Below are 21,517 nucleotides of genomic sequence, written 5' to 3'. Positions count from 1 at the left end.
TTGAAGCGGTCTGGACGCGCCCGGTGCCCGGCGCCAGGGGTGGTGGCGGGCGCGTTCCGGGTCCGAGCGGTCCTCTAGCCGGGCCGTGTTGGCTGGCCGGGAGTGTCCGGAACCGCATGGAGACGGCAGCGGCATCGAGAACAAGGAGCACACCCGATGGCGGAGCAAACCGACGTACTGATCGTGGGCGGCAGCATGGTGGGGCTGGCCCAGGCGCTGTTCCTCGCGCAGCAGGGCATACGGCCGATCCTCGTCGAGCGGCACACGCACATCTCGGCGCACCCCCGGGCCCAGGCGGCGAGCCCCCGCACGATGGAGCTGATGCGCGCGCTGGGCCTGGAGCAGGCCGTGCGCGCGCAGGAGAACCCGCACGCGCAGTACGGCGACATCCTGCAGGTGCAGTCCCTGACGGGGGCCGAACTGGGCCGGTTCGACGGCCCCTTCCGTCACGACCCGAACGAGGTCAGCCCGACCGGCTGGACCCTGATCGGCCAGGACCGCTTCGAGCCGGTGCTGCGCGCGAAGGCCGAGGAGCTGGGGGCGGACATCCGCTTCGCCACCGAGCTGGTCAGCTACGAGCAGGACGAGGACGGGGTCAGCGCGGTCCTGCGGGACGTGCGCCAGGGCACCGAGACCGCGGTCCGCGCCAAGTACCTGGTGGCGGCGGACGGGGTCCGCAGCGAGATCCGCGAGGACCTGGGCATCGGCACGCACGGCCAGGGCGTCTTCGGCCGCCAGATGAACGTCATCTTCCACGCCGCGCTCGACGAGTACGTCGCGGGCCGCGAGTTCTTCCTGTGCTTCGTCGCCAACGACAAGGTCAAGGGTGTGCTCGGCCGGCTCGACGACGCGGACCGCTGGGTGCTGGCGCCGAGCCTGCCCCCGGAGGAGACCCACGCCGAGTACTCCGAGGAGGACTGCGTCGAGATGGTCCGGGCCGCGGTCGGCGTGCCGGACCTGGACGTGGCGGTGGAGTCGAGCACCAGCTGGGAGATCGCGGCGCGGATCGCCGACCGGTTCCGCTCCGGGCGGGTGCTGCTGGCCGGCGACGCGGCCCACATCATGCCGCCCACCGGCGGTTTCGGCGGCAACATGGGCGTGCAGGACGCGCACAACCTGGCGTGGAAGCTGGCGCTGGTGCTGCGCGGGCAGGCCGGTCCGGAGCTGCTGGACACGTACGAGGAGGAGCGGGTCCCGGTCGCCGAGTTCACCACCGAGCAGGGTGTGATCCGGTACCTGCAGCGCAGCGGTCTGGACGAGGAGGTCGCGGCCCGCCACCGCCCGGAGACGACGGTGCTGTTCGGCCACGTCTACCGTTCGGGCGCGGTGCTGTCCGAGCCGGGCGACGACGACGGCGCCCCGGTCGAGGACCCGACCCAGCCCTCGGGCCGCCCCGGCACCCGGGCCCCGCACTTCGCGCTGCGCGCCGGCGGTGTCGATGCGCCGCTGCACGACACGCTGACGGGCGGCTGGCGGCTGCTGGCCGGGCCGGACAGCGGGCTGTGGGAGCGGGCGGCGGGCCAGGTGTCGCGGCTGGCCGGTATCGACGTGGCGTTCCACCGGGTGGGCGGCGAGGAGCCGGCCGAGGTCGTCGAGGAGTTCCTGAAGAAGTACGGCATCACGTCCACGGGCGCCGCGCTGGTCCGGCCGGACGGGTTCCTGGCCTGGCGCGCCGCGGAGCAGCCCGCGGATCCGGCGGTGGAGCTGTCGGCGGTCGTCCACCGGGTGCTGTCGCGCACGGTGTGAGGGCCCACGGGCCGTGCCCGCACCCGGCGGGCGGCCGATGACGCGGACGGGGCGGCGTACGCCGACGTGGTGTCGGAGCACGCCGCCCCGGGGGAATGTCGAGAACGGCGGCGATGGGGGCGTGGGTATCGGACTTCTGCATCGCGTTTTCCTGGAACTCGTAGTTTTCGATGAACGAAAAGCTACGTTGCATTCAAATAACCCTCAACAAACCCGTTGCACCCAACCACCATTAGTGCGTTTCAGAACAGAAAATCGTTGCAACCGGCCTCGGGATCAACGCAACGACAACCCTCGTTCGTTGCAATGAACTGAGAATGATCGCTATACTGGAGGTACCACGGACCACGGAGGAGACCGCGATGCCGGGAGGCAGACTCACCCAGCAGGAACGCCAGCAGATCGCGCTGGGACTGGCCGACGGCCTCGCCTACGCGGAGATCGCCAGACGTCTCGACCGCCCGACCTCGACCATCACGCGCGAGGTGATGCGCAACGGCGGCCCCACCGCCTACCGCGCCGACCTGGCCCACCGCGCCACCGAACGCCGCGCCCACCGGCGCAGGCAGGCCGCGCCCCAGGGGGCGGAGGCGTCCCCGCAGGCCTACGGACGCGACGCCGAGGCCGTGCGCGAGTACGAGGAGACGTTCACCACCGTCCTCATGGGTTCGGGCATGCCCACGATGATGTCCCGGGTGATGGCCTGCCTCACCCTCACCGACACCGGCAGCCTCACCGCGTCCGAACTCGTCCAGCGCCTCCAGGTCAGCCCGGCGTCCATCTCCAAAGCGATCAAGTTCCTCGAGAGCCAGGGCTTCGTCCGCCGGGAACGCGACGAACGCCGCCGCGAGCGCTACGTCGTCGACGACGACATCTGGTACCAGTCGATGGTCGCCAGCGCCCGGTCCACCGCCCAGATCGTCGAGATCGCACGGCAGGGCGTCGGCGTCCTCGGCCCCGACACCCCGGCCGCCGCCCGCCTGGAGAACGTCGCCCGCTTCCTCGACTTCGTCTCCGAGAGCATCGCCCGCGCCGCGGAGCAGGCCCGCGAGATCCTCCACACGAAAGCCCGAGCACCCTCGGGCGGCACTGCGCCGCCGAGTTCGGATCGCGGATAGACAGCCGTCCTCAGTCGCAGACCGGGGCAGCGGGTCACACACAACGACCAGGCGCGCCTCCCGGATCGGGAGGCGCGCCTGGTCGTTGTGGGGGGTCTTCGTCAGTCCAGGGACAGCAGGGAGCGCAGCAGACCGGCCACGGTCCCGGCGACGTCGCCCTCGGGACCGTCCTGGGAGCGCCAGGCGACGAAGCCGTCGGGGCGGACGAGGACGGCGCCGCCCTCGGAGATCCCGTACCGCTCCTTGAAGGTGCCCTCGGTGTCGGCGTAGTCGCCGCCCTCGCCGACACCGCGGACCGTCAGCACCAGGCCGAGCTCCCGTCCGGCCGCGGTGGCGGCGGCCCACGGGGCGGTGGGGCCGGCGGTCAGCAGGGTGAAGCCGACCGGGAAGAGGTCGACGGTGGAGAACGGGCCGTGCTCACCGGTGACCAGCACGTGCGGGGCGCGCGAGCCCGGACGGCCGCTGGGCTTGTCCGGGTCCTCGGTGACCGTCCACAGCTCCGGGTCCTCGCCGGCGAACGCGCCTGCCGGGTAGGCGTACCCGAAGGTCATCGTGGTCTCGTCGACCAGGTCCTTGGCGACGTCCTGGAACTGCTTGCCCTCGCGGACCGCGAAGCGCAGCATCGCCTGGCGCACGGTCTCCTCGGCGACCGGGCGGCGCTCGGAGTCGTACGAGGCCAGCAGCCCCTGGCCGGCCTTGCCGGCCAGCACCAGGGCCAGCTTCCAGGCCAGGTTGTACGCGTCCTGGATGCCGGTGCTGGCACCGAAGGCGCCGGTGGGCGGCATCACGTGCGCGGCGTCACCGGCGATGAGGAAGCGGCCCGCGGTGAACGTGTCGGCGACGCGCGCCGAGATGTCCCAGGCGGGCATGTTGACCGACTCGATGGTCAGTTCCAGGTCGGGGACGCCGACGGCGGCCCGGACCAGCTCGACACAGCGCTCGGGGGTGAAGTCGTCGGCGCTCTGCCCCTTGTCGGGGAAGAAGGAGACGTTGATGACCCACTTGCGGTCGTTGTCGATCGGGATGATCGTGCCGCGCACCTCGGGGTTGTTGACGTAGGCGGCGATGATCTTGCGGCCGCGCAGGGCCTCGTCCAGGTCGGCGTCGAAGAAGAAACTGACCAGGTTGGTGAGGGTGCCACGGCCGTGGGACCCGATGCCCAGCAGCTCGCGGACGGGGCTGCGGCTGCCGTCGGCGGCGACGAGGTACTCGGCGCGCAGCGTGTAGCTCTCGCCGGTGCCGGCGTCGGTGAGCGTGGCGCTCACCCCGTCGGCGTCCTCGGTGACGGCGTCGAGGCGGGTGTGGAAGCGCAGGTCGACACCGACCTCCTCGGCCCGCTTGCGCAGGATGGGCTCGAGCTGGTTCTGGTCGATCAGCGTCCACTGGGCGGGGCTGATGCGGCTGATGTCCTCGATGGAGGCGTTGGGCATCCGGACCCGCTCGTTGCCCGCGAGGGTCTCGACGTGGATCAGATCGGTGTTGCCGGAGATCGGCGAACGTCCGGCCTTGACCCGGTCCTCCATGCCCACCGCGCGGTAGAGCTCCATCGTGCGCGGGTTGATGGCACGGGCCTTGGGGTGGGTGGAGGTGCCGGGGTGGCGCTCCACCAGAGTGGCCTTCACCCCGTGGTGGGCGAGGAACACGGCGGCGGACAGGCCCGCGAGGCCGCCGCCGACGATGAGTACGGGCACCTTCTCCTGGCTCATGGTGATTCCTTGGGTGGTCGGGGCGGCGGACGGCTCCGTGTGGGCGGTCATCGGGTCGCGGTCACCAGCGTGTGCGTGCCGAGCAGCGGCTCGGCGGCGGTGTCGGTGAAACCGGCCTCGGTCAGCCAGGTGCGGACGTCGTCGATGCGGTACTCCGAGCCGTCCTGGCTGACGAGGCGCATGTGGAGGCTGGAGAGCAGGCGCTCGGCGTTGCGGCGCTCGTCGTCGATCATCCGGTCATAGATGAGGACCTGGCCGCCGGGGTTGACGGAGGCGAAGACGCGGCGCAGCAGTTCCTGGCGGCGGTCGGTGTCGAAGCCGTGCAGGATGTGGCCGAGCACGATGACGTCGGCCTTCGGGATGTCGTCCGCGAAGAAGTCGCCGCCGGTGAACTCGATCCGGTCGCCGAGGCCGAGGCGGGTGGTGTGCTCGGTGAACAGCGGGCGGGTGCGCTCCAGGTCGAACACGCCGGCCTTCAGGTGCGGGTGCTCCTTGACCAGCACGGACGCGAGGTTGCCGCGCGCGCCGCCGAGGTCGATGAAGGAGGAGTGCCGGCTCCAGTCGATGCTGCCGGCGAGCTCGATGCCCATCCGGTCGCTGTACGCGTCGAGACCGGCGAAGAAGCGCTTCATCTTCTCGGGGTCGTTGTGCGTGTTCCCGACGAAGCCGCCCTTGTCGGGGTCGAGGTGCTGCGGGGCGCCGGTCGTCAGTGCCTCGGTGAGCCGGCCCCAGGTGCCGTACAGGGTCTCGTTGGTCAGCTCGACGAAGCCGCCGAGGTACGTGGAGGTGCCGGGCACCAGGTACGCCTGCGCCAGCGGCCCGTTGGCGTACTGGTCGCCGGTGCGCTCCAGCAGGCCGAGACCGGCCAGCGCGTCCAGGAAGTCGGCGGCCATGCGCGGGTGCAGGCCCGACTCGGCGGCGATGTGGTCCGCGCCGGCCGGCCCCTCGGCGAGGGCGCCGAACACGCCGAGCGTCACGGCGCTGTGCAGCACCTTGGCCGCGCAGTCCGCGATGGTCAGCTTGATCAGCGGACCGGGGTCGACCGCCGCGGCCGTCGTACGGTCATCGGTCGTTGTCACGCGAGCCTCCTAGCAAACCGTGGGGGACCGCTTCGGTCCTTCTCCCGACAATGGCCGGTTCGCGTGGAGTCCCACTCGAAGCGTCCTGAAGCCGCGGAACGGGCCGTCGCAGGGCGTACGGGCATACGGAGGTCAGGGCGTACGGGCGGCGGACATGGCGAAGTGCCGCCCTCCCACCGCGGGTCGCGGGGGCGGGCGGCACTTCGGCCATGTCACACGCGGGGGATGGTGTGATCAGGCCGTTTCGGGGGAGCTGTCGGCGGTGGCCGGGGCAGTCTCCTTGGCAGCGGAGTCGGCGGGCGCTCCGTCGCCGCCGCCACCGTGGTGGCGGGAGCGGAGCGTGTGGTTCTTCATCAGCAGGGTGAGGACGAGGCCGACCACCAGGACCGGCACCGCGGCGACGAACACCGGGGTGAGGGCGGCGGCGTAGGCCTGCTCGACGGCGGTGCGCACCGTGGCGTCGAGGGAGTTCAGGACCGTGTCCGAGGAGAGCGAGTTGTGGTCGACGCCGTTCAGGGCGCCGGCCGGGACGCGGGCGGCGAGCTCGTCGGTGAGGCGGCCGTAGAAGATCGCGGCGAAGAGCGAGATGCCGATCGAGGTGCCGAAGGAGCGTCCGAAGGTCACGGTGCCGGAGACGGCGCCCATGTCCTGCGGAGGGGCGGTGTTCTGGGCGGCCTGCGTGAAGACCTGGGCGGAGAGGCCCGAGGCGAGGCCGAAGACCAGCATGTAGGCGATGGCCAGGGCGCGCGGGGTGTCGGCGTCCATGGTGGACAGCAGGGCGGCGCCGACGATGCCGAGCGCCATGCTCAGGATCGGGAAGACCTTGTACTTGCCGGTCTTGCCGATGATCTTGCTGGAGACCACGGAGGTGAGCACGAGGCCCAGCATCATCGGCAGCAGGACGAAGCCGGAGGTGGTGGGGCTGGCACCGGTGGCGACCTGGACGTACAGGGCGAGGAAGTTGACCGTGCCGACGAAGACGATGCCGCAGATCATGGTGCCGAGCAGCGAGATGGTGAAGGTGGAGTCCTTGAACAGGCGCAGCGGGACGATCGGCTCGGCGGCGGCGGACTCGGCCTTCACGAACAGGCCGAGGAGCAGCAGCGTGGCGAGGCCGAGGCCGATGATCTGGGGGGAGGTCCAGGAGTACTCGACGCCGCCCCAGGAGGTCAGGAGGGTCACGGCGACGATGGCGCCGGAGAGGGTGACGATGCCGGCGTAGTCGAGCTCGGACTCGCGGACCTTGCGCGGCAGGTGCAGGTACTTGGCGAGCAGGGCGACGATCACGGCGCCGACGGGCAGGTTGACCAGGAAGACCCAGTGCCAGCTGAGGGCGTCGGTGAGCAGGCCGCCGACGGCGGGGCCGGCGAGGGAGGCGCCGGCGAAGACCATGCCGAACATGCCGTAGTACTTGGCACCTTCGCGCGGGGTGAACAGTTCGCCGATGATGGCGAGGACGGAGACGAAGAGGCCTCCGGCGCCCAGTCCCTGCACGATGCGGAAGACGATGAGCAGTTCCATCGAGCCGGCCAGGCCGGACAGGGCGGAGCCGAGGAGGAACAGGCCCATCGCGGAGAGGTAGACGACCTTGCGGCCGAAGAGGTCTCCGAGCTTGCCGTAGATGGGCGTGGTCACGCTGCTGGCGATGACGTACGCGGTGGTCACCCACGCGAAGAGGTCGATGCCGCCGAGGTCGCCCGCGATGCGGGGAAGGGCGGTCGCGACGATCTGCATGTCGAGGATGGCCACGAACGCGGAGAGCATGCAGGCGACCATGACCGGGGTGACTTTGGTCCCGGAGGGGTGCAGCCCGCCGGATGCCGGAGCGGTGGGAGCGGACAAGGTGGTGCCGCCTTTCGAATCGGTGTGCGCGATCCCCGTCGCACCGGCCGCTGAGCTGCGGCCGGCGTCACCTGGCTACTCGGCCCGAAAGGGGCTGGGGGAAGGTCACGATGGTTGTGGGTGGTGGTGCGGGTGTGGTGGGGGGTGGGGCCGGCCCGTCCCGGGGGTGGACGGGCCGGCCACCTGAACGGCAGGTCCTCAGGGAACGAGGACGACCTTGCCGAGCTGGGCGCGCGCTTCCATGAGCTCGTGGGCCTTGGCGGCCTCCTCGAGCGGCAGGCGCTCGTGGACGACCGGCTTGACCTGGCCGGAGCTGATGAGCTCGAAGAGGTGGCGCTGGCCTTCGGCGATCGCCTCGGGCTTGTTGTAGAGCATCGCGTAGAGGCTGAAGCCCGCGACGTTCTTCATGCGGGACAGGGCCAGGGTGGGCAGGTCCGGGATGTCGCCGGAGGCCGAGCCGTAGAAGACGAGCGTGCCGAACTGGGCGGTGATGCCCAGGGACTTCAGCAGGACGTCGCCGCCGACGGTTTCGAGGACCACGTCGGCGCCGCGGCCGTCGGTGGCGGCGAGGACCTGGTCGACCCAGTCCTCGTCGCTGTAGTTGACGGTGACGTCGGCACCGAGCTCGCGGGCGAAGTCGCACTTGGCCTGGGTGCTGGCGGTCGCGATGACCTTGCCGGCACCGAGGGCCTTGGCGATCTGGACGGCGAGGTGGCCGACGCCGCCGGAGGCCGCGTCGATCACGATCGTCTGGCCGGGCTGGAGGCGGCCGGCCTCCTTGATCGCGTGGTACGCGGTCTGGGCGGGGCTCGGCAGCAGGGTCGCGGCGGCGGCGTCGAGGTCCTGCGGGATCTTGATGAGCCAGCCGGTGTCGGCGACGACGTACTCCGCGTAGGCGCTGTGGTCGATGTCGCCGACGACGCGGTCGCCGACGGCGAGGTCGGTGACGCCTTCGCCGACGGCCTCGATCGTGCCGGCGACGTCGCCGCCGGGGGCGCCGGGCAGACCGGCGTGGCCGCCGATCGGAATGCCCTGGCGGCGCTGGACCTCGGCGAAGGTGACGCCGATGGCCTCGGCGCGGATCAGAACCTGACCCGGACCGGGCTGCGGCTTCTCCACCTCTTCGAGGCGCAGGACAGACGGAGCGCCGTGCTCGTAGTGGCGGATGATTCGCATGATTTCTCCAAACGGTATTTCCGTCGAGCCGTCGCGCTGGGCCGCGGCTCCGTCCGGGGGACCGGATACATATGCATGTTGTCATGCATTTGATTGCGAGTCCACATGAGATGGCCTCGCGGGGGGTTTCTTTGCCAATTACTTAAAGACGGCGCGGGTGGGGTCGGTGACCCCGGCCCAGGTCTCCAGGGCCGTACGCAGGCCCTCGGCGACCTCCTCGGCCGACGCGCTGCGGTCCGCGGCCCAGGCGACGTATCCGTCGGGGCGGACCAGCACACCGGCGAGCTCCGGCTCCTCGGCGCACTCGGCGACGATGTGGCCGACGCGGCCGGCCCACTTCAGCGGCGCGGCCCACTCCTGGTACACCTCGGAAATCTCCGGGCGGCCGGCGAGGTCGAGCAGCGCGAAGTTGCCCCGGCGCAGGTACTTCGGGAGGGTCTGGGTGCCCTCCTCGGTCTTCAGCGTCAGGTCGCGGGCGAAGTCGCCGAGCAGCCGGTGCTCGGGGCCCTCGATGGCGTAGCGGACCCGGACACCGCTGAGCATCTCGGCGATGTGGCGGTTGACCTGGTCCTTGGTCATGAGCTCCTGGAAGAGCGCGCGCAGCTGGGTCACGTACGGGTCGGGGTTCATCAGCGCGATCTGGGCGCGGGTGTTGGCCAGGACGGCGCGGGCCGGCTCCTGGCGCTCCTTGTCGTACGTGTCGAGCAGACCCTCGGAGCCCCAGCCGTTGATGGTGGCGGCGAGCTTCCAGCCGAGGTTGAGGGCGTCCTGCAGACCCAGGTTGACGCCCTGGCCGCCGACGGGGAAGTGGGTGTGCGCGGCATCGCCGGCCAGCAGGACGCGCCCGGAGCGGTAGGTCTCGGCCTGGCAGGCGGAGTCGGTGAACCAGGACAGCCAGCGCGGCTCGCTCGCGCCGAGGTCGTCGCCCCAGATCTCGCGGAGGCTCTCGGTGAACTCCTCCAGCGTGAGCTCGGAGCCCGCCTCCTTGGTGGTCTCGAAGTCGAAGGTGGCGACGCGGTGGTAGGTGTCGTCGAGCGGCACGCAGAAGAGCAGGCCGCGCTCGGTGCGCTCCATGCCCATCGGGGCCTTCTCGCGGTCGGCGAGGACGACGTCGGCCAGGCGCGCGGTGACGCGGCCGCCGGTGCCGGGGAAGCCGATGCCCGCGGACTTGCGGACCAGGCTGCGGCCGCCGTCGGTGCCGACGACGTAGCGGCCGCGCAGGGTGTACGAGCCCTCGGGGCCGGTGACGTCGACCTCGGCGCCGTCCTCGTCCTGGCGGACGGCGGTCACCTCGTGACCGCGGCGGATCTCGACTCCGAACTCCTCGGCGCGCTCCTCCAGGAGCCGCTCGGTGCGGGTCTGCTCGGAGAGCAGCGCGTAGTTGTGGGCGCTGTCGAGCAGGGAGAAGTCGACCCAGACGTCGAGGCCGGCGAAGTGGCCGTTGCTCCAGGAGTGGGCACCGTCGCGGAACCGGTCGGCGAGGCCGCGGCGGTCGAGCGACTCCAGCGAGCGGGCGTGCAGCCCGAAGGCCTTGGAGTGGGGGGTCCGCTCGGTGAGGCGCTCCAGTACGACGGGCTTGGCGCGGGCGATGCGGAGTTCGGAGGCGAGCAGCATGCCCACCGGACCTCCGCCGACGATGAGGACGTCGAAGTCGAAGTCCTTGGTGTCCGGCATTGCAGTCCTTCCAGAGGGGGGATGGGGGTGTCTATGACGAGGAAAAACTATATGCTTGCTGTCATGCAAACGCTTGTGAGCATACACATGCTCGCTGTCCTCAATCGCCGCGCCTAGGATGTTCGCCATGGAGACTTCGACCACCAGGCAGAAGACCGCGCAGCTCCCCTCCGCGCAGGGCGCTCTGGCAGCCGCCGACCCACTGGACGCGGTCGGCCCGGCCTTCTCGCGGCTGCGCCGCGCTTCCGCGCTGAACGTGGAGAGCCCGGTGTCCCGCAAGGACATGACCCGGACTTTGGTGCTCAACATCGTGGAAGAGGGACCGGAACACGACGGGCAGGAGATCACCGTCGGAGTCGTCGCCGAGCGCCTCGCGGTGGACCCCTCGGTGGCCAGCCGCATGGTCACCGACTGCATCTCCGCCGGCTACCTGGTCCGCGCCGCGTCCCAGCAGGACGGACGCCGGACGATCCTGCAGATGTCGGACGAGGGACTGGCGATGCTGGCGGCGTTCCGCCGTCACCAGCGGGCCGCCTTCGAGTTCATCACCCGGGAGTGGCCCGACGACGAGCGCCTGCAGTTCGCCCGCCTGCTGATCAAGTACGTCGACTCGGTCGCCGAGATGCGCGGCACCCAGGCCGACGGATAACCGCCAGTCCCTCATCCCTCAGCGCGCCAGGATCCGGCGCAGCGCCGCCGTCAGCGCCGCGCCCTGCTCACCGGCGGGGACGGCGGCCGGGGTGCGCCACGCGACGACTCCGTCCGGTCGCACCAGGACGGCGCCCGAGTCCGCCACGCCGTAGGCGGCGGCCCAGCGGCCTTCCGGGTCCGCCAGCGCCCCGCCGCCGGCGGCCGGCGCGATGCGGTGGAAGGCGAGGTCGACGCCGAGCGCCGTGGCGGCCGCGCCGGCCGCGTCGGCCCAGGAGCCGCCGTCCGCCCCGGCCAGCAGGACGAAACCGGCGCCGAACAGCTCCAGCGTGGACAGCGGCGCGCCGTCACGCTCCAGCACCACGTACGGAGCGCGGGTGCCGGGCTCGCCGCGCAGGGTGCGCGGGTCGGAGGTCAGCGGCGGCCGCTCCACGCCTGCCTCGGTGATGAAGGCACCGGAGGGGTAGGCCTGGCCCATCGTCACGGTCATCGCGTCCTCGGTGGCGGCCTTCTCCTCCTCGGTCGCGGTGCCCGAGCGCAGGGCGAGCTGGAGCGAGCCCTGCCGCGCGGTGTGGGTGCCGACCGGCCGGCGCTCTTCCTGGTAGGTGTCGAGCAGGGCGGTGCCCGCGGCGCCCTTGGTCACCAGGGCCAGCTTCCAGGCCAGGTTGAAGGCGTCGGCGATGCCGGTGTTGGCCCCGTAGCCGCCGGTGGGCGGGATCTGGTGGGCGGCGTCGCCCGCGATCAGGACCCGGCCCTGGACGAAGTTCCCCGTGACGAGTTCGGCCATGTCCCACGGGAAGCGGGAGCGGACGGTGACCTCGACCTCGTCCGAGCCGATCGCGGCGGAGACCAGCTCGGCGCAGCGGGCGTCGGTGAAGTCGTCGAGGCCCTCGCCCTTTTCGGGGTCGTAGCCGACGATCAGGGTGCCCTCGGTGAGGGTGTCGTCGTGCACCAGGATGCCGGTGACCGTGTCGTTCTTGACGTGGACGACGCTGTAGCGGCGGTCCCCGAGGACCGCGCCGAAGTCGGCGCCGAACGCGATGCTGACGTGCCGGGAGAGCACTCCGCGCCCCTCGCGCACCAGACCCAGCGACTCCCGTACGGTGCTGCGCGGCCCGTCGGCGGCCACCAGGTAGTCGGCGGTCAGGGTGGTCTCGGTGCCCTCCGCGTCCTTGACGACGGCCGTGACACCGCCCTCGTCCTGCGTGAAGGAGACCAGTTCCGTGCTGAACCGCAGGTCGGCTCCGAGCTTCTCGGCCCGGGCGCGCAGGATCGGCTCCAGCCGGTCCTGGGGCAGCAGCAGCAGCTTGGAGGGAGTCAGGTCGGCGAGCTCGTCGCCCCCCTCCAGTTCCTCCTTGCTGAAGAGGACCTCGCCGGCCAGGGAGACCACGCCCGCGCGGGTCTTGTGCTTCTCGAAGCCGGACGCGGCGGCCTTGGCGGCCGCCTCGACGCCCACCGTGCCCAGGATCTCGGCCGTACGGGGGTAGTAGCCGACCGCGCGCGGGTGGATGGAAGTGCTGGGGTGCCGCTCGACCAGGGTGCAGGGCACGTTGTGATGGGCGAGGAACACCGCGGTGGAGAGGCCGACGAGGCTGCCACCGACGATCAGTACATGCGTGCCGCTCTTACTCACAAAGAACCCCTCTCGCGGATACCGGTCTGTGCGGATCGTGGCAGCGGCCGGTGGACCTGAACTCGAACTCCGCTCGCAGCAACAGGGAGCCGGCGCCTCAGGCCTTGACGCGGTACGTCGACCAGGAGCTGTCCGCGGTGAACCCGAGGCGGCGGTTGAGGGCGACGACGGCGTCGTTGCGCACGTCGTTCCAGGCCTGGACGAGGGCGACCTGCCCGTTCTCGCGGGCGGTACGGGCCAGCAGGTCCGCCTTGAGCCAGGTGCCCAGGCCCCGGCGGCGCCGGTCGGCGAGCACGAGGGTCTCCCCCGCGTCGGCCATCGGGCTGTCGCGGACGAACACGGTGGCGTACCCCACGACTTCGCCGGTCGCGGCGTCGACCGCGGCGGTCACGTGCTGGCGGTGCCCGGCCCGCTCCGCCTCGGCCTCGCGCGCGCGGACGTCGTCGGCGGTGGGGGTGCGCACCTGCGCCTGGCCGTTGACGGGGGCGTCCAGGGCGCCCCAGGCACGGGCGTAGGAGCCCACGAGTTCGTCGGGGCAGCGGTCGGTCCAGCTCACCAGGCGGTGTCCGGGGACCGCGCGGGCGGCGAGTCCGTCGAGTCCGGCGGCGGCCGGGCCCTTCAGGAAGAGGCGGTTGCGCAGGTTGGTGCCGCGCAGTTCGGCGCCGCAGCCGGAGGCGAAGGCCTCGGCCGCGGGGGTGTGCGGGGCGTCGACCATCAGGTGGCCGCGGCCACGGGCGCGCAGTTCGGCGCGGGCGGCGTCGACCAGGGCGGTGCCCGCGCCGCGGCGGCGGAAGGACGGGAAGACCCACAGCGAGCCGTGACCGGGTCCGGCAGGGTCGCCGAGGTCGAGGCCGAGCTTGGTGACACCGACGGGCGTGTCACCGTCGAAGGCGGCCAGGACGATCCGGTCGGCGCCGTGCCGGCGTTGCAGCAGCCGGGCGAGCAGGGCCTCCGACACCGGTGGGTCGGCGGGCAGTTCGAGACTCATCGTCTCCTGGAAGCCCGGAACGAGCAGGGTGATCGTCGCCGGGTCGTCACCGTCGAGGCTGCGGATGTCCATGGCCACCATCGTCCACGACGGCGCTCGAGATCCGATCGAGAACGGCTCGGGGCCCGGACGCCGCACCGTCCGGGCCCCGAGCTGCGGGAAGGCCGGCCGGGCCGCAGGGCCCGGCCGGCACGCGTTCACGCCTCTTGCGTCTCCGTGATCGTGATGGCCTGCACCGGGCAGGCCCGTACGGCCTCGCGCACCATCGGGTGGCCGGCGCCGTCCTCACGGCCGGAGACGACGGTGGAGAACCCGTCGTCGTCCTGCTCGAACACGAAGGGAACGGAGACGGCGCACTGGGCGGAGCCGATGCACCGGTCGGTGTCGATCGAGATGCGCACGGCGGCCTACCAGGTGACGGGGAGTTCGGAGACTCCCTGCAGGACGAAGGGCGCGTTGACCGGCACCTGGTCGGCCGGGACCGCCAGGCGCAGCGTCGGCACCCGGCGCAGCAGCGTGGCGAGGGCGATCTCCATCTCGGCGCGGGCCAGGTTCTGCCCGATGCACTGGTGGATGCCGTAACCGAAGGCGACGTGCCGGCCGGAGGGCCGGAAGATGTCCAGGTCGTCGGCCTTCTCGAAGGACTGCGGGTCACGGTTCATCAGCATCGTCGACAGGATCACCCCGTCGCCGGCCTTGATCAGGTGCCCCTCGGCCTCGATGTCCTCCTTGGCCACGCGCATCAGCATGTCGCCGATGGAGGCGTACCGCATCAGCTCGTCCACGGCCCTCGGCATCAGGGACTCGTCGGCGCGCAGCGCCTCCAGCTGCTCCGGGTGGGCCAGCAGCGCCATCGTGGACAGCGCGATCATGTTGGAGGTGGTCTCGTGTCCCGAGACCAGCAGGACGGTCGCGATCATCGCCAGCTCGTGACGGTCGACCTTGCCGTCCTCCAGCTGGCGGGCGATCAGCTCGTCGAGCAGGGTGTCGCCGGGCTCGGCCTGCTTGCGGCTGATCAGGTCGTCGAGGTACGCGAGGATCTCGGTGAACGCCTGCTGCGCCTGCGCCGCCTGCTCGGGGCCCGAGGAGGACAGCACGTGCCGGGAGCGCTCGTCGAAGTAGTGGTGGTCCTCGTACGGGACGCCCAGCAGCTGGCAGATGACGGCGGACGGCATCGGCAGGGCGTACTCGGTGAGCAGGTCGACGGTGGTGCCCGGGCCCTTGGCCAGCATCTTGTCGAGCAGGTCGTCGGCGTACTGCTGGATCACCGGGCGCAGCGCGTTGACCTGGCGGACGCCGAAGCTCGGCAGCACCATGCGGCGCTGGCGGGCGTGCACCGGGTCGTCGACGCCGACCAGCGGGGGCGCGGCGGCCTGCTGGCGCTGGGCCTCGATGCGCGGCGCGAGCAGCGGGAAGGCCGGGTCGAGGACGTCGGAGGAGAGGCGGGCGTCCGGGAACAGCTTGCGACCGAGCTCGTTGCCCGTCACCAGCCAGGCCACACGGCCGTTCCAGAGGGTGACCCGGGAGATCGGGCCCTCCTCGCGCAGTTCGTCGTACCCGGGCGGCATCTGGTAGGGGCACTTGCGCTGGATCGGGTAGGCAGGAGCGTCCTCGGCCCCGTCCGCCAGCGTCTTCGGCGCGTCGAGTGTGTCGGTCATGGGTTCTCCTGGGTGTGTGGCCGGCGGCGGCCGTGCGTGGGGTCCGACTGGGGAGGGGGGCGGCGTTCAGAGTCCGCCGGTGACGCGCAGGGCCTCGCCGTGGACGTTGCCGTTGGCGGCGGAGCCCAGGAAGACGATCGTGCGCGCGACGTCCTCGGGGGTGTTCATCCGCCCCGACGGCAGGGACTTGGCCTTGTTCTCCAGGAAGGCGGGCGAGGCGTGGGCCAGGACGTTCTCGGTGAGGGTCTGACCCGGGACGACCTGGTTGACGAGGATCCCCGCGGGGCCCAGTTCCCAGGCGAGGCTGCGGACCAGCCCGAACAGCCCGGACTTGGCGGCGCCGTACGCGCCCGCGCCGATCATCCCGGAGTTCGCGAGCCCGGCGCCGATCAGCACGATGCGGCCCCAGTCGCGGCCGCGCATGTGGGGCAGGACGGCCTGGATGGTGTGGAAGACGGCGTCGACCGAGGTGCGCAGGACCCGCTGCCACTGCTCGACGGGGACCTCCTCGAAGGCGGGCATCTGCCGGCCGGGCCGCGGGATCGCGTCGCCCCACTCCACCGCGCTGGCGACGAGCACGTCGATGCCGCCCCATTCGGCGCCGACCGCGGCGACGGCGGCGCGGATGGAGTCCTCGTCGGCGAGGTCGTAGCGGACCACGCAGGAGGTGCCGCCGGCAGCGGCGACCTGCTCGGCCGTCTCCTTCGCGCCCGCCTCGTCGGAGTGGTAGGTGATCGCGACGCGCGCACCCTCCGCCGCGTAGGCGACGGCGGTGGCCCGGCCGATGCCCCGGGAGGCGCCGGTGACGAGCACCACCTTGTCCGTGAGATCCGTCTTCATCGTCCTGCCGCCTTCGTGGTCTGGTGGGCGCCGGCCGGGCCGGCGCCGATGCTCTGCCCGTGCCGGAAGAAACCGTCGGGGTCGTAGGCGCGCTTGATGTCGCGCAGCCGGGGGGCGTTCTCCGCGTAGTGGTCGCCCTCCCAGTCCGCCGGCACCCGCGAGCTGGGGAAGTTGATGTACGAGCCGGTGGCCAGCGGAGCGAGGGCCGCCCCGCAGCGGTCGGCCCACTCGTCGAGCTCGGCCGGGCCCCGGGTCGCCGACTCCTCGTCGCGCGTGGCGATCTGGAAACCCGTCAGGAACTGCGCGTCGCGGTGGACGTACGCGGTCTCGGTGCGGCCGATCCGGTTGGCCGCGCCGCCGAGCGCGATGCACAGCAGGTAGCGCTCGTTGTCGAGGTCCGGGTTCCAGGCCCGCAGCAGGCTCTCGGCCTCGGCGCGGGTCACGGGCCGGCCGGTGAGCCGGTAGGCCTGGCGGGTGTACGGGTGGCGGTGGCCGATCGCGTCCGGGTGGGTGCCGGTGCGGTGGCACTGCTGGACGGTCTTGGATCCGCACAGCGCCTCGTGCATGACCTCGGCGTACGCTCCGGGCGCCCCGACCTCGCGGTGCACGGGCTTGGCGTCGGCGGCCTCGGTGAGCTCGTCGAGGGCCCGCTCCAGCTCCTCGGGCGCCCCGTGGTGCACGCCCCAGACCTTGACGACCGGCTTGCCGCCGGGCCCGAACATGCCGGGCAGTACGACCAGGGAGGTGCCGAGGTCCTCGGAGGCCGCGGCGGCCCAGGCCTGCCATGCGGCCAGGACGGCGGGGGCGTCCTCGTAGGACCAGAGGGTCTCGAAGGCGGTCAGCAGCGGGGCGTCCACGGGGCGCAGCTCGAACTCGGTGACGATGCCGAAGTTCCCGCCGCCGCCGCCGCGCAGCGCCCAGTACAGGTCGGGGTGTTCGTCCGCGGACGCGCGGACGGTCCGCCCGTCGGCGAGGACGACGCGGGCGGAGAGGATCCGGTCGCTGGCGACGCCGAACTTGCGGGTCTGCCAGCCCAGTCCGCCGCCGGTCAGGAAGCCGCCCTGGCTGACGGTGGGGAAAGTGCCGGTGACGATCTGGCGGCCCTGGGCCTTCAGGACGTCGAGGGCGTCGAGGGACTGCACGCCGGCGCCGATGCGCACGGCGGGGCCGTCGGCGACCGCGTGGTTCATCCGGGACAGGTCGATGACCAGGCCCGGGCCGGTGGACCAGCCGTTGAAGCTGTGGCCGGAGCCGCGCACGTGAGCCTGTACGCCGCTGTCCTGGGCGTGCCGCACGCAGGCGAGGACGTCCTCGGGGGACTCGCAGTAGGCGACGGCGTACGGGGTCACCGAGTCGTACTCGGTGTTCTGCAGTTGCCTGGCGAGCCGGTACCCCGGATCGGACGGGAGAACCAGCTCACCCTTGAGTTCGTCGCGCAGCATGGGGTTCTTTCCTCCGTGTATTCCCGGTCCGGGGTACGAGACGGGTCGGCCGTCCGGCTACTTGTCGATGCCGAACTTGCGGGCGCTGACCTTGGAGCCCTCGTGGCCGCGCAGCAGGTCGCCCTTGGGCGAGTAGAAGTTGGCGCCGCCGGTGCCGACCCACTCGTCGTCGGAGACGAACTCGCCGGTGACGAAGACGTGCGCCTCGCCGACGTGCTCGCCCTCGGGGCTGACGGCGAGGATGTGGAAGTTGTAGTGGAAGGAATCCGGTCCGGTGGACTCCCAGTTGCCCAGGCCGATGTTCTTGGCGTTGACCTGGTAGCAGGTGACGCCGCCGTCACCGGTGAAGGACGCCAGTCCGAACACGGACTTACCGTCGTCCTCCAGCTCCGTGGTCCAGGTTCCGACCAGCCTCGCGTCGGTCATGGCGATTCTCCTGACATGGGTTTCGGTTTGCGTGGTGTGCCGTCGATACGGTGCCGCCCCGGGCTGGAGCCGTACTTGAACGGCCCTTCAGCGGGGCGCAGATGGTCATCGGCCGCGCCACATCCCGGCGCAGGCGTGCGGGTTGCGGTGGGTGCGGTGCCAGCCGCTGCCGGGAACCCCGGTGCCCTGGGCCGGTGCCTGTGCGGCGGCGGCCCGCCGGGCCAGCAGGGAGGTCAGGACGGCGGTGAGGGCGGCGGTCTCCTCCGCGGAGGGATTGCCGCCGGTGATCTTCCAGGTGGTCGTCATGCGTTGTCCTCCTCGCGGCTCACACCGGCGGGTTGCCGTGCTTGCGGGACGGGATGTCGGCGTACTTGGAGCGGAGCATCGCGAGCGAGCCGATGAGCGCCGAGCGGGTCTCGGCGGGGTCGATGACGTCGTCCACCAGGCCGCGTTCGGCGGCGTAGTAGGGGTGCATCAGCTCGGTCCGGTACTCCTTGATCTTCTGCGCCCGCTCGGCGTCGGGGTCCTCGGCCGCCGCGATCTCCCGCCGGAAGATGACGTTGGCCGCGCCTTCGGCGCCCATCACCGCGATCTCGTTCGTGGGCCAGGCGAGGGAGATGTCGGCGCCGATGGAGCGCGAGTCCATGACGATGTACGCGCCGCCGTAGGCCTTGCGCAGGATCAGTTGGATCCGCGGGACGGTGGCGTTGCAGTAGGCGTACAGCAGCTTCGCGCCGTGCCGGATGATGCCGTTGTGTTCCTGGTCGACGCCGGGCAGGAAGCCGGGTACGTCGACGAGGGTGACCAGCGGAATGCTGAAGGCGTCGCAGAACTGCACGAAGCGGGCGGCCTTCTCGCTCGCGTGGATGTCGAGGACCCCGGCCATCGCGGAGGGCTGGTTCGCGACGATCCCGGTGACGTGGCCGTCGAAGCGGGCCAGCGCGCACACCACGTTCTGCGCCCAGGCGGGCTGGGTCTCGAAGTACTCGCCGTCGTCGACGATCTCCTCGATGACCTTGCGGATGTCGTAGGCCTGGTTGGGGTTGGCCGGGACGAGGCCGGCGAGGGCGTCGGTGCGCCGGTCGGCGGGGTCGTCGGTCTCCTCGCGGGGGGCGGTCTCGCGGTTGTTGGAGGGCAGCAGCGACAGCAGGAACCGTACGTCCGCGAGGCAGCTCTCCTCGTCGTCGTACGCGAAGGCCGCCACGCCGGAGACCGCCGCGTGGACGTCCGCGCCGCCGAGGCCGTTCTGGGTGATCTCCTCACCGGTCACCGCGCGGACCACGTCGGGACCGGTGATGAACATCTGCGAGGTCTCCCGGACCATGAAGACGAAGTCGGTGAGGGCCGGGGAGTACGCGGCGCCGCCGGCGCAGGGGCCCAGCATCACGGAGACCTGGGGGATGACGCCCGAGGCGCGGGTGTTGCGCTGGAAGATGCCGCCGTAGCCGGCGAGGGCGGTGACGCCTTCCTGGATACGGGCTCCCGCGCCGTCGTTGAGGCTGACCAGGGGGGCGCCGGCGGACTGCGCGAGGTCCATCACCTTGTGGATCTTCTGGGCGTGGGCCTCGCCGAGGGCGCCGCCGAAGATGCGGAAGTCGTGTGCGTACACGAAGACGGTCCGCCCGTGGACCGTGCCCCAGCCGGTGACGACCCCGTCGGTGTAGGGCTTCTTGTCCTCCAGCCCGAATCCGGTGGCCCGGTGCCGGCGCAGGGCCTCGATCTCGTGGAACGAGCCCTCGTCGAGCAGCAGCTCGATGCGCTCCCGTGCCGTCAGCTTGCCCTTGGCGTGCTGCCGTTCGGTGGCCTTGGGGTCGGGCCCGGCCACGGCCTGGGCCTTGATGTCGGCCAGTTCCGCGGCACGGTCCTGGATACGGGCGGGGGCGGCGTCAGTGATGCTCACGGGTTTCCTCCGGGACTGTTGGGAGGGGGGAGGTGTGCGGGTACGGCAGGGCCGGGGTTCACTGCCACAGGCCCATCAGCTGCCGGAACAGGGCCGTCTCGGTCTCGTCGAACGGGAGATCCGGGCGCAGCCTCTCGGGGTGCCGGGGAGGGGGCCCCTGCGGGACGCTCGTCTCCTCGGGCGGGAACCAGACCCAGATGCTGCCCGCCGCGACCAGCATCTTGTAGACGGCGTGGAGCACTCGGTGCGGTCTCATACGCGCGGCCTCCGTTCTGTGGGCCGGGAACGCACATCGGAACCAGCCAACCCTCGCCCGGCGCCCTCGACGTCCCGTGGAAGTCCGCTTGAGGACCGGTCTCGGGTGCGCCGGTGCGCGTACAGGGCCGTGAGGGCCGCGGCCACGGTGACCAGGCCGCCGACGTACAGGCCGGAACGTGCCCCGTAGTGCTCGCAGAGCCATCCGACGAGGAGGGCGCCGAGCGGGGTGGACCCTTGAAGGATCATGGTGTAGAGGGCCAGCACGCGGCCCCGGTAGCGCGGGTCGCTGCCGAGCTGGACGCGGTGGTTGGCGGCCTGGGCGAAGGAGATGGTGGCGAAGCCGGTGGCCGCCAGCAGCGGGATCGCGAGGGCGTAGCTGGGCGCGAGGCCGCTGGCGGTCTCCAGTACGCCGAAGGCGAGGGCGGCGCCGATGACCAGTCCGGGGCCGGGCCGGCCGCGGCGGGCGGTGCCGGCGAAGGCACCGAGCAGGGAGCCGGCCGCCATGGCGGTGGTCAGCAGTCCGAAGCTCGCCGATCCGGAGTGGAAGACGGTCTTGGCGAGCAGCGGCAGGGTGAGCGCGAAGTTGAAACCGAACATGCCGACGGCGGCGACGAGGCCGAGGGGCATGACGAGGTCGGGCCTGCCCCGGATGTAGCGCAGCGCGTCGGCGATCCTGGCGCCGTCCTGGGCGCCCCCGGTGCGCTGCAGCTCCTTCGTGCGCATCATCATCAGACTGGCGACGGTGGCCAGGTAGCTGAGCGCGTTGAGCAGCATCACCGGCCCGGTGGAGTCGGATCCGCTGATCAGGAGACCGGCGAGGGCAGGGCCGAGGATGCGCGCGGTGTTGAAGTACGCGGCGCTGAGGGCGGAGGCGTTGGGCAGCAGCTCGCTGCCGACCAGCTCGCTGACGAAGGACATCCGGGTGGGCGACTCGACGGCGGACACGGCGCCCAGGGAGCCGGCGAAGACGAGGATGACCGGCAGGCTCGCCCGCCCCGCCAGCACCACCAGGGCGAGGAGCAGGGCGAGCAGCCCGGCCGCGAGGTTCGCGAGGATCAGCAGCCTGCGCTTGTCGTACCGGTCGGCGAGTCGTCCCCCGTACAGGGTCAGGAGCAGCGTGGGGGTGAACTGCACGGCCGTGACGAGCCCGAGGGCGGTGGCCGAGTCGCCGCTGAGCGACAGCACCAGCCAGTCCTGGGCGACGAACATCATCCAGGTGCACATCACGGACAGCAGCTGACCGGTGGCGAAGAGCCTGAAGTTGCGTACGGACAGGGACTGGAACACGTCAGTAGCGGTAGTGGTCCGGCTTGTACGGGCCCTCGACCGGGACGCCGATGTAGTCGGCCTGCTCCGGGCGGAGCGTGGTCAGCCTGACGCCGA

The 21,517-nt window shown here is 71.6% G+C and carries 20 protein-coding genes; 3 read left to right on the top strand and 17 right to left on the bottom strand.

Translation table 11 applies throughout. From position 1 onward, the window contains the following. The first annotated feature begins 156 nt into the window (after positions 1-156). Positions 157-1,746: an FAD-dependent monooxygenase gene (locus AB0D48_RS26830; RefSeq protein WP_362402057.1), complete on the top strand. Its 1,590-nt coding sequence runs from the start codon at positions 157-159 to the stop codon at positions 1,744-1,746. A gap of 362 nt (positions 1,747-2,108) precedes the next feature. Continuing rightward, entirely contained in the window at positions 2,109-2,864 is a 756-nt protein-coding gene (locus AB0D48_RS26825; protein WP_362402197.1) for a helix-turn-helix domain-containing protein, read from the top strand. Positions 2,865-2,965: 101 nt separating this feature from the next. On the opposite strand, the gene AB0D48_RS26820 is transcribed toward AB0D48_RS26825, so the two are convergent. From AB0D48_RS26820 to AB0D48_RS26800, 5 genes are all read right to left on the bottom strand, one after another. After that, positions 2,966-4,570, bottom strand: a complete 1,605-nt coding sequence (locus AB0D48_RS26820) for an FAD-dependent oxidoreductase (RefSeq protein WP_362402054.1) — start codon at positions 4,568-4,570, stop codon at positions 2,966-2,968. A 47-nt stretch (positions 4,571-4,617) separates the two neighbouring features. Further along, complete coding sequence (locus AB0D48_RS26815) at positions 4,618-5,649, bottom strand: methyltransferase (protein ID WP_362402051.1); 1,032 nt, start codon at positions 5,647-5,649, stop codon at positions 4,618-4,620. Positions 5,650-5,883: 234 nt separating this feature from the next. Beyond that, the gene (locus AB0D48_RS26810) at positions 5,884-7,491 is read right to left on the bottom strand and encodes an MDR family MFS transporter (RefSeq protein ID WP_362402048.1); all 1,608 of its coding nucleotides are present in this window, start codon (positions 7,489-7,491) and stop codon (positions 5,884-5,886) included. 198 nt (positions 7,492-7,689) lie between these two features. Beyond that, positions 7,690-8,667 (bottom strand): zinc-binding dehydrogenase, encoded by a 978-nt coding sequence (locus tag AB0D48_RS26805; protein ID WP_362402045.1) that lies wholly within the window; start codon positions 8,665-8,667, stop codon positions 7,690-7,692. 138 nt (positions 8,668-8,805) lie between these two features. After that, entirely contained in the window at positions 8,806-10,341 is a 1,536-nt protein-coding gene (locus AB0D48_RS26800; protein WP_362402042.1) for an FAD-dependent monooxygenase, read from the bottom strand. 127 nt (positions 10,342-10,468) lie between these two features. Here AB0D48_RS26800 and AB0D48_RS26795 point away from each other — a divergent pair, with 127 nt between their 5' ends. Further along, complete coding sequence (locus AB0D48_RS26795) at positions 10,469-10,990, top strand: MarR family winged helix-turn-helix transcriptional regulator (RefSeq protein WP_362402039.1); 522 nt, start codon at positions 10,469-10,471, stop codon at positions 10,988-10,990. Positions 10,991-11,008: 18 nt separating this feature from the next. Here the strand turns inward: AB0D48_RS26795 and AB0D48_RS26790 are convergent, their stop codons facing one another. The 12 genes from AB0D48_RS26790 to AB0D48_RS26735 form a co-directional block, all read right to left on the bottom strand. After that, positions 11,009-12,622 carry an FAD-dependent monooxygenase gene (locus AB0D48_RS26790; protein WP_362402036.1) on the bottom strand — a complete coding sequence of 538 codons (1,614 nt, stop codon included), beginning with the start codon at positions 12,620-12,622 and terminating at the stop codon, positions 11,009-11,011. A 97-nt stretch (positions 12,623-12,719) separates the two neighbouring features. Next, positions 12,720-13,682, bottom strand: a complete 963-nt coding sequence (locus AB0D48_RS26785; protein WP_362402033.1) for a GNAT family N-acetyltransferase — start codon at positions 13,680-13,682, stop codon at positions 12,720-12,722. Positions 13,683-13,807: 125 nt separating this feature from the next. Continuing rightward, the gene (locus AB0D48_RS26780; RefSeq protein WP_362402030.1) at positions 13,808-14,011 is read right to left on the bottom strand and encodes a ferredoxin; all 204 of its coding nucleotides are present in this window, start codon (positions 14,009-14,011) and stop codon (positions 13,808-13,810) included. Between the two features lie 6 nt (positions 14,012-14,017). Then, on the bottom strand, positions 14,018-15,268 hold the full coding sequence (locus AB0D48_RS26775; RefSeq protein WP_362402027.1) for a cytochrome P450: 1,251 nt from the start codon (positions 15,266-15,268) through the stop codon (positions 14,018-14,020). A 66-nt stretch (positions 15,269-15,334) separates the two neighbouring features. Next, positions 15,335-16,108, bottom strand: coding sequence for an SDR family oxidoreductase (locus AB0D48_RS26770; protein ID WP_362402024.1), 774 nt, complete (start codon positions 16,106-16,108; stop codon positions 15,335-15,337). Continuing rightward, positions 16,105-17,550 carry an FAD-binding oxidoreductase gene (locus AB0D48_RS26765; protein WP_362402021.1) on the bottom strand — a complete coding sequence of 482 codons (1,446 nt, stop codon included), beginning with the start codon at positions 17,548-17,550 and terminating at the stop codon, positions 16,105-16,107. Before AB0D48_RS26765 ends, AB0D48_RS26770 begins: the two co-directional genes overlap by 4 nt. A gap of 57 nt (positions 17,551-17,607) precedes the next feature. Next, on the bottom strand, positions 17,608-17,976 hold the full coding sequence (locus AB0D48_RS26760; protein WP_328930710.1) for a hypothetical protein: 369 nt from the start codon (positions 17,974-17,976) through the stop codon (positions 17,608-17,610). Positions 17,977-18,081: 105 nt separating this feature from the next. After that, positions 18,082-18,282, bottom strand: coding sequence for an acyl-CoA carboxylase subunit epsilon (locus tag AB0D48_RS26755; RefSeq protein ID WP_362402017.1), 201 nt, complete (start codon positions 18,280-18,282; stop codon positions 18,082-18,084). 19 nt (positions 18,283-18,301) lie between these two features. Next, positions 18,302-19,876, bottom strand: coding sequence for an acyl-CoA carboxylase subunit beta (locus AB0D48_RS26750; RefSeq protein WP_362402013.1), 1,575 nt, complete (start codon positions 19,874-19,876; stop codon positions 18,302-18,304). 58 nt (positions 19,877-19,934) lie between these two features. Beyond that, a complete protein-coding gene (locus AB0D48_RS26745) occupies positions 19,935-20,132 on the bottom strand; it encodes a DUF6059 family protein (RefSeq protein WP_362402010.1) in 198 nt (65 codons plus the stop codon). Next, positions 20,129-21,421: an MFS transporter gene (locus AB0D48_RS26740; protein WP_362402007.1), complete on the bottom strand. Its 1,293-nt coding sequence runs from the start codon at positions 21,419-21,421 to the stop codon at positions 20,129-20,131. Before AB0D48_RS26740 ends, AB0D48_RS26745 begins: the two co-directional genes overlap by 4 nt. A gap of 1 nt (position 21,422) precedes the next feature. Beyond that, a partial coding sequence (locus tag AB0D48_RS26735; protein WP_362402195.1) for an adenosylhomocysteinase occupies positions 21,423-21,517 on the bottom strand: 95 nt, incomplete at its 5' end.

Source organism: Streptomyces sp. NPDC048269, from assembly GCF_040652395.1.
Taxonomy (GTDB): Bacteria; Actinomycetota; Actinomycetes; order Streptomycetales; family Streptomycetaceae; genus Streptomyces.
This window is presented reverse-complemented; position numbering and strand designations above follow the sequence as displayed.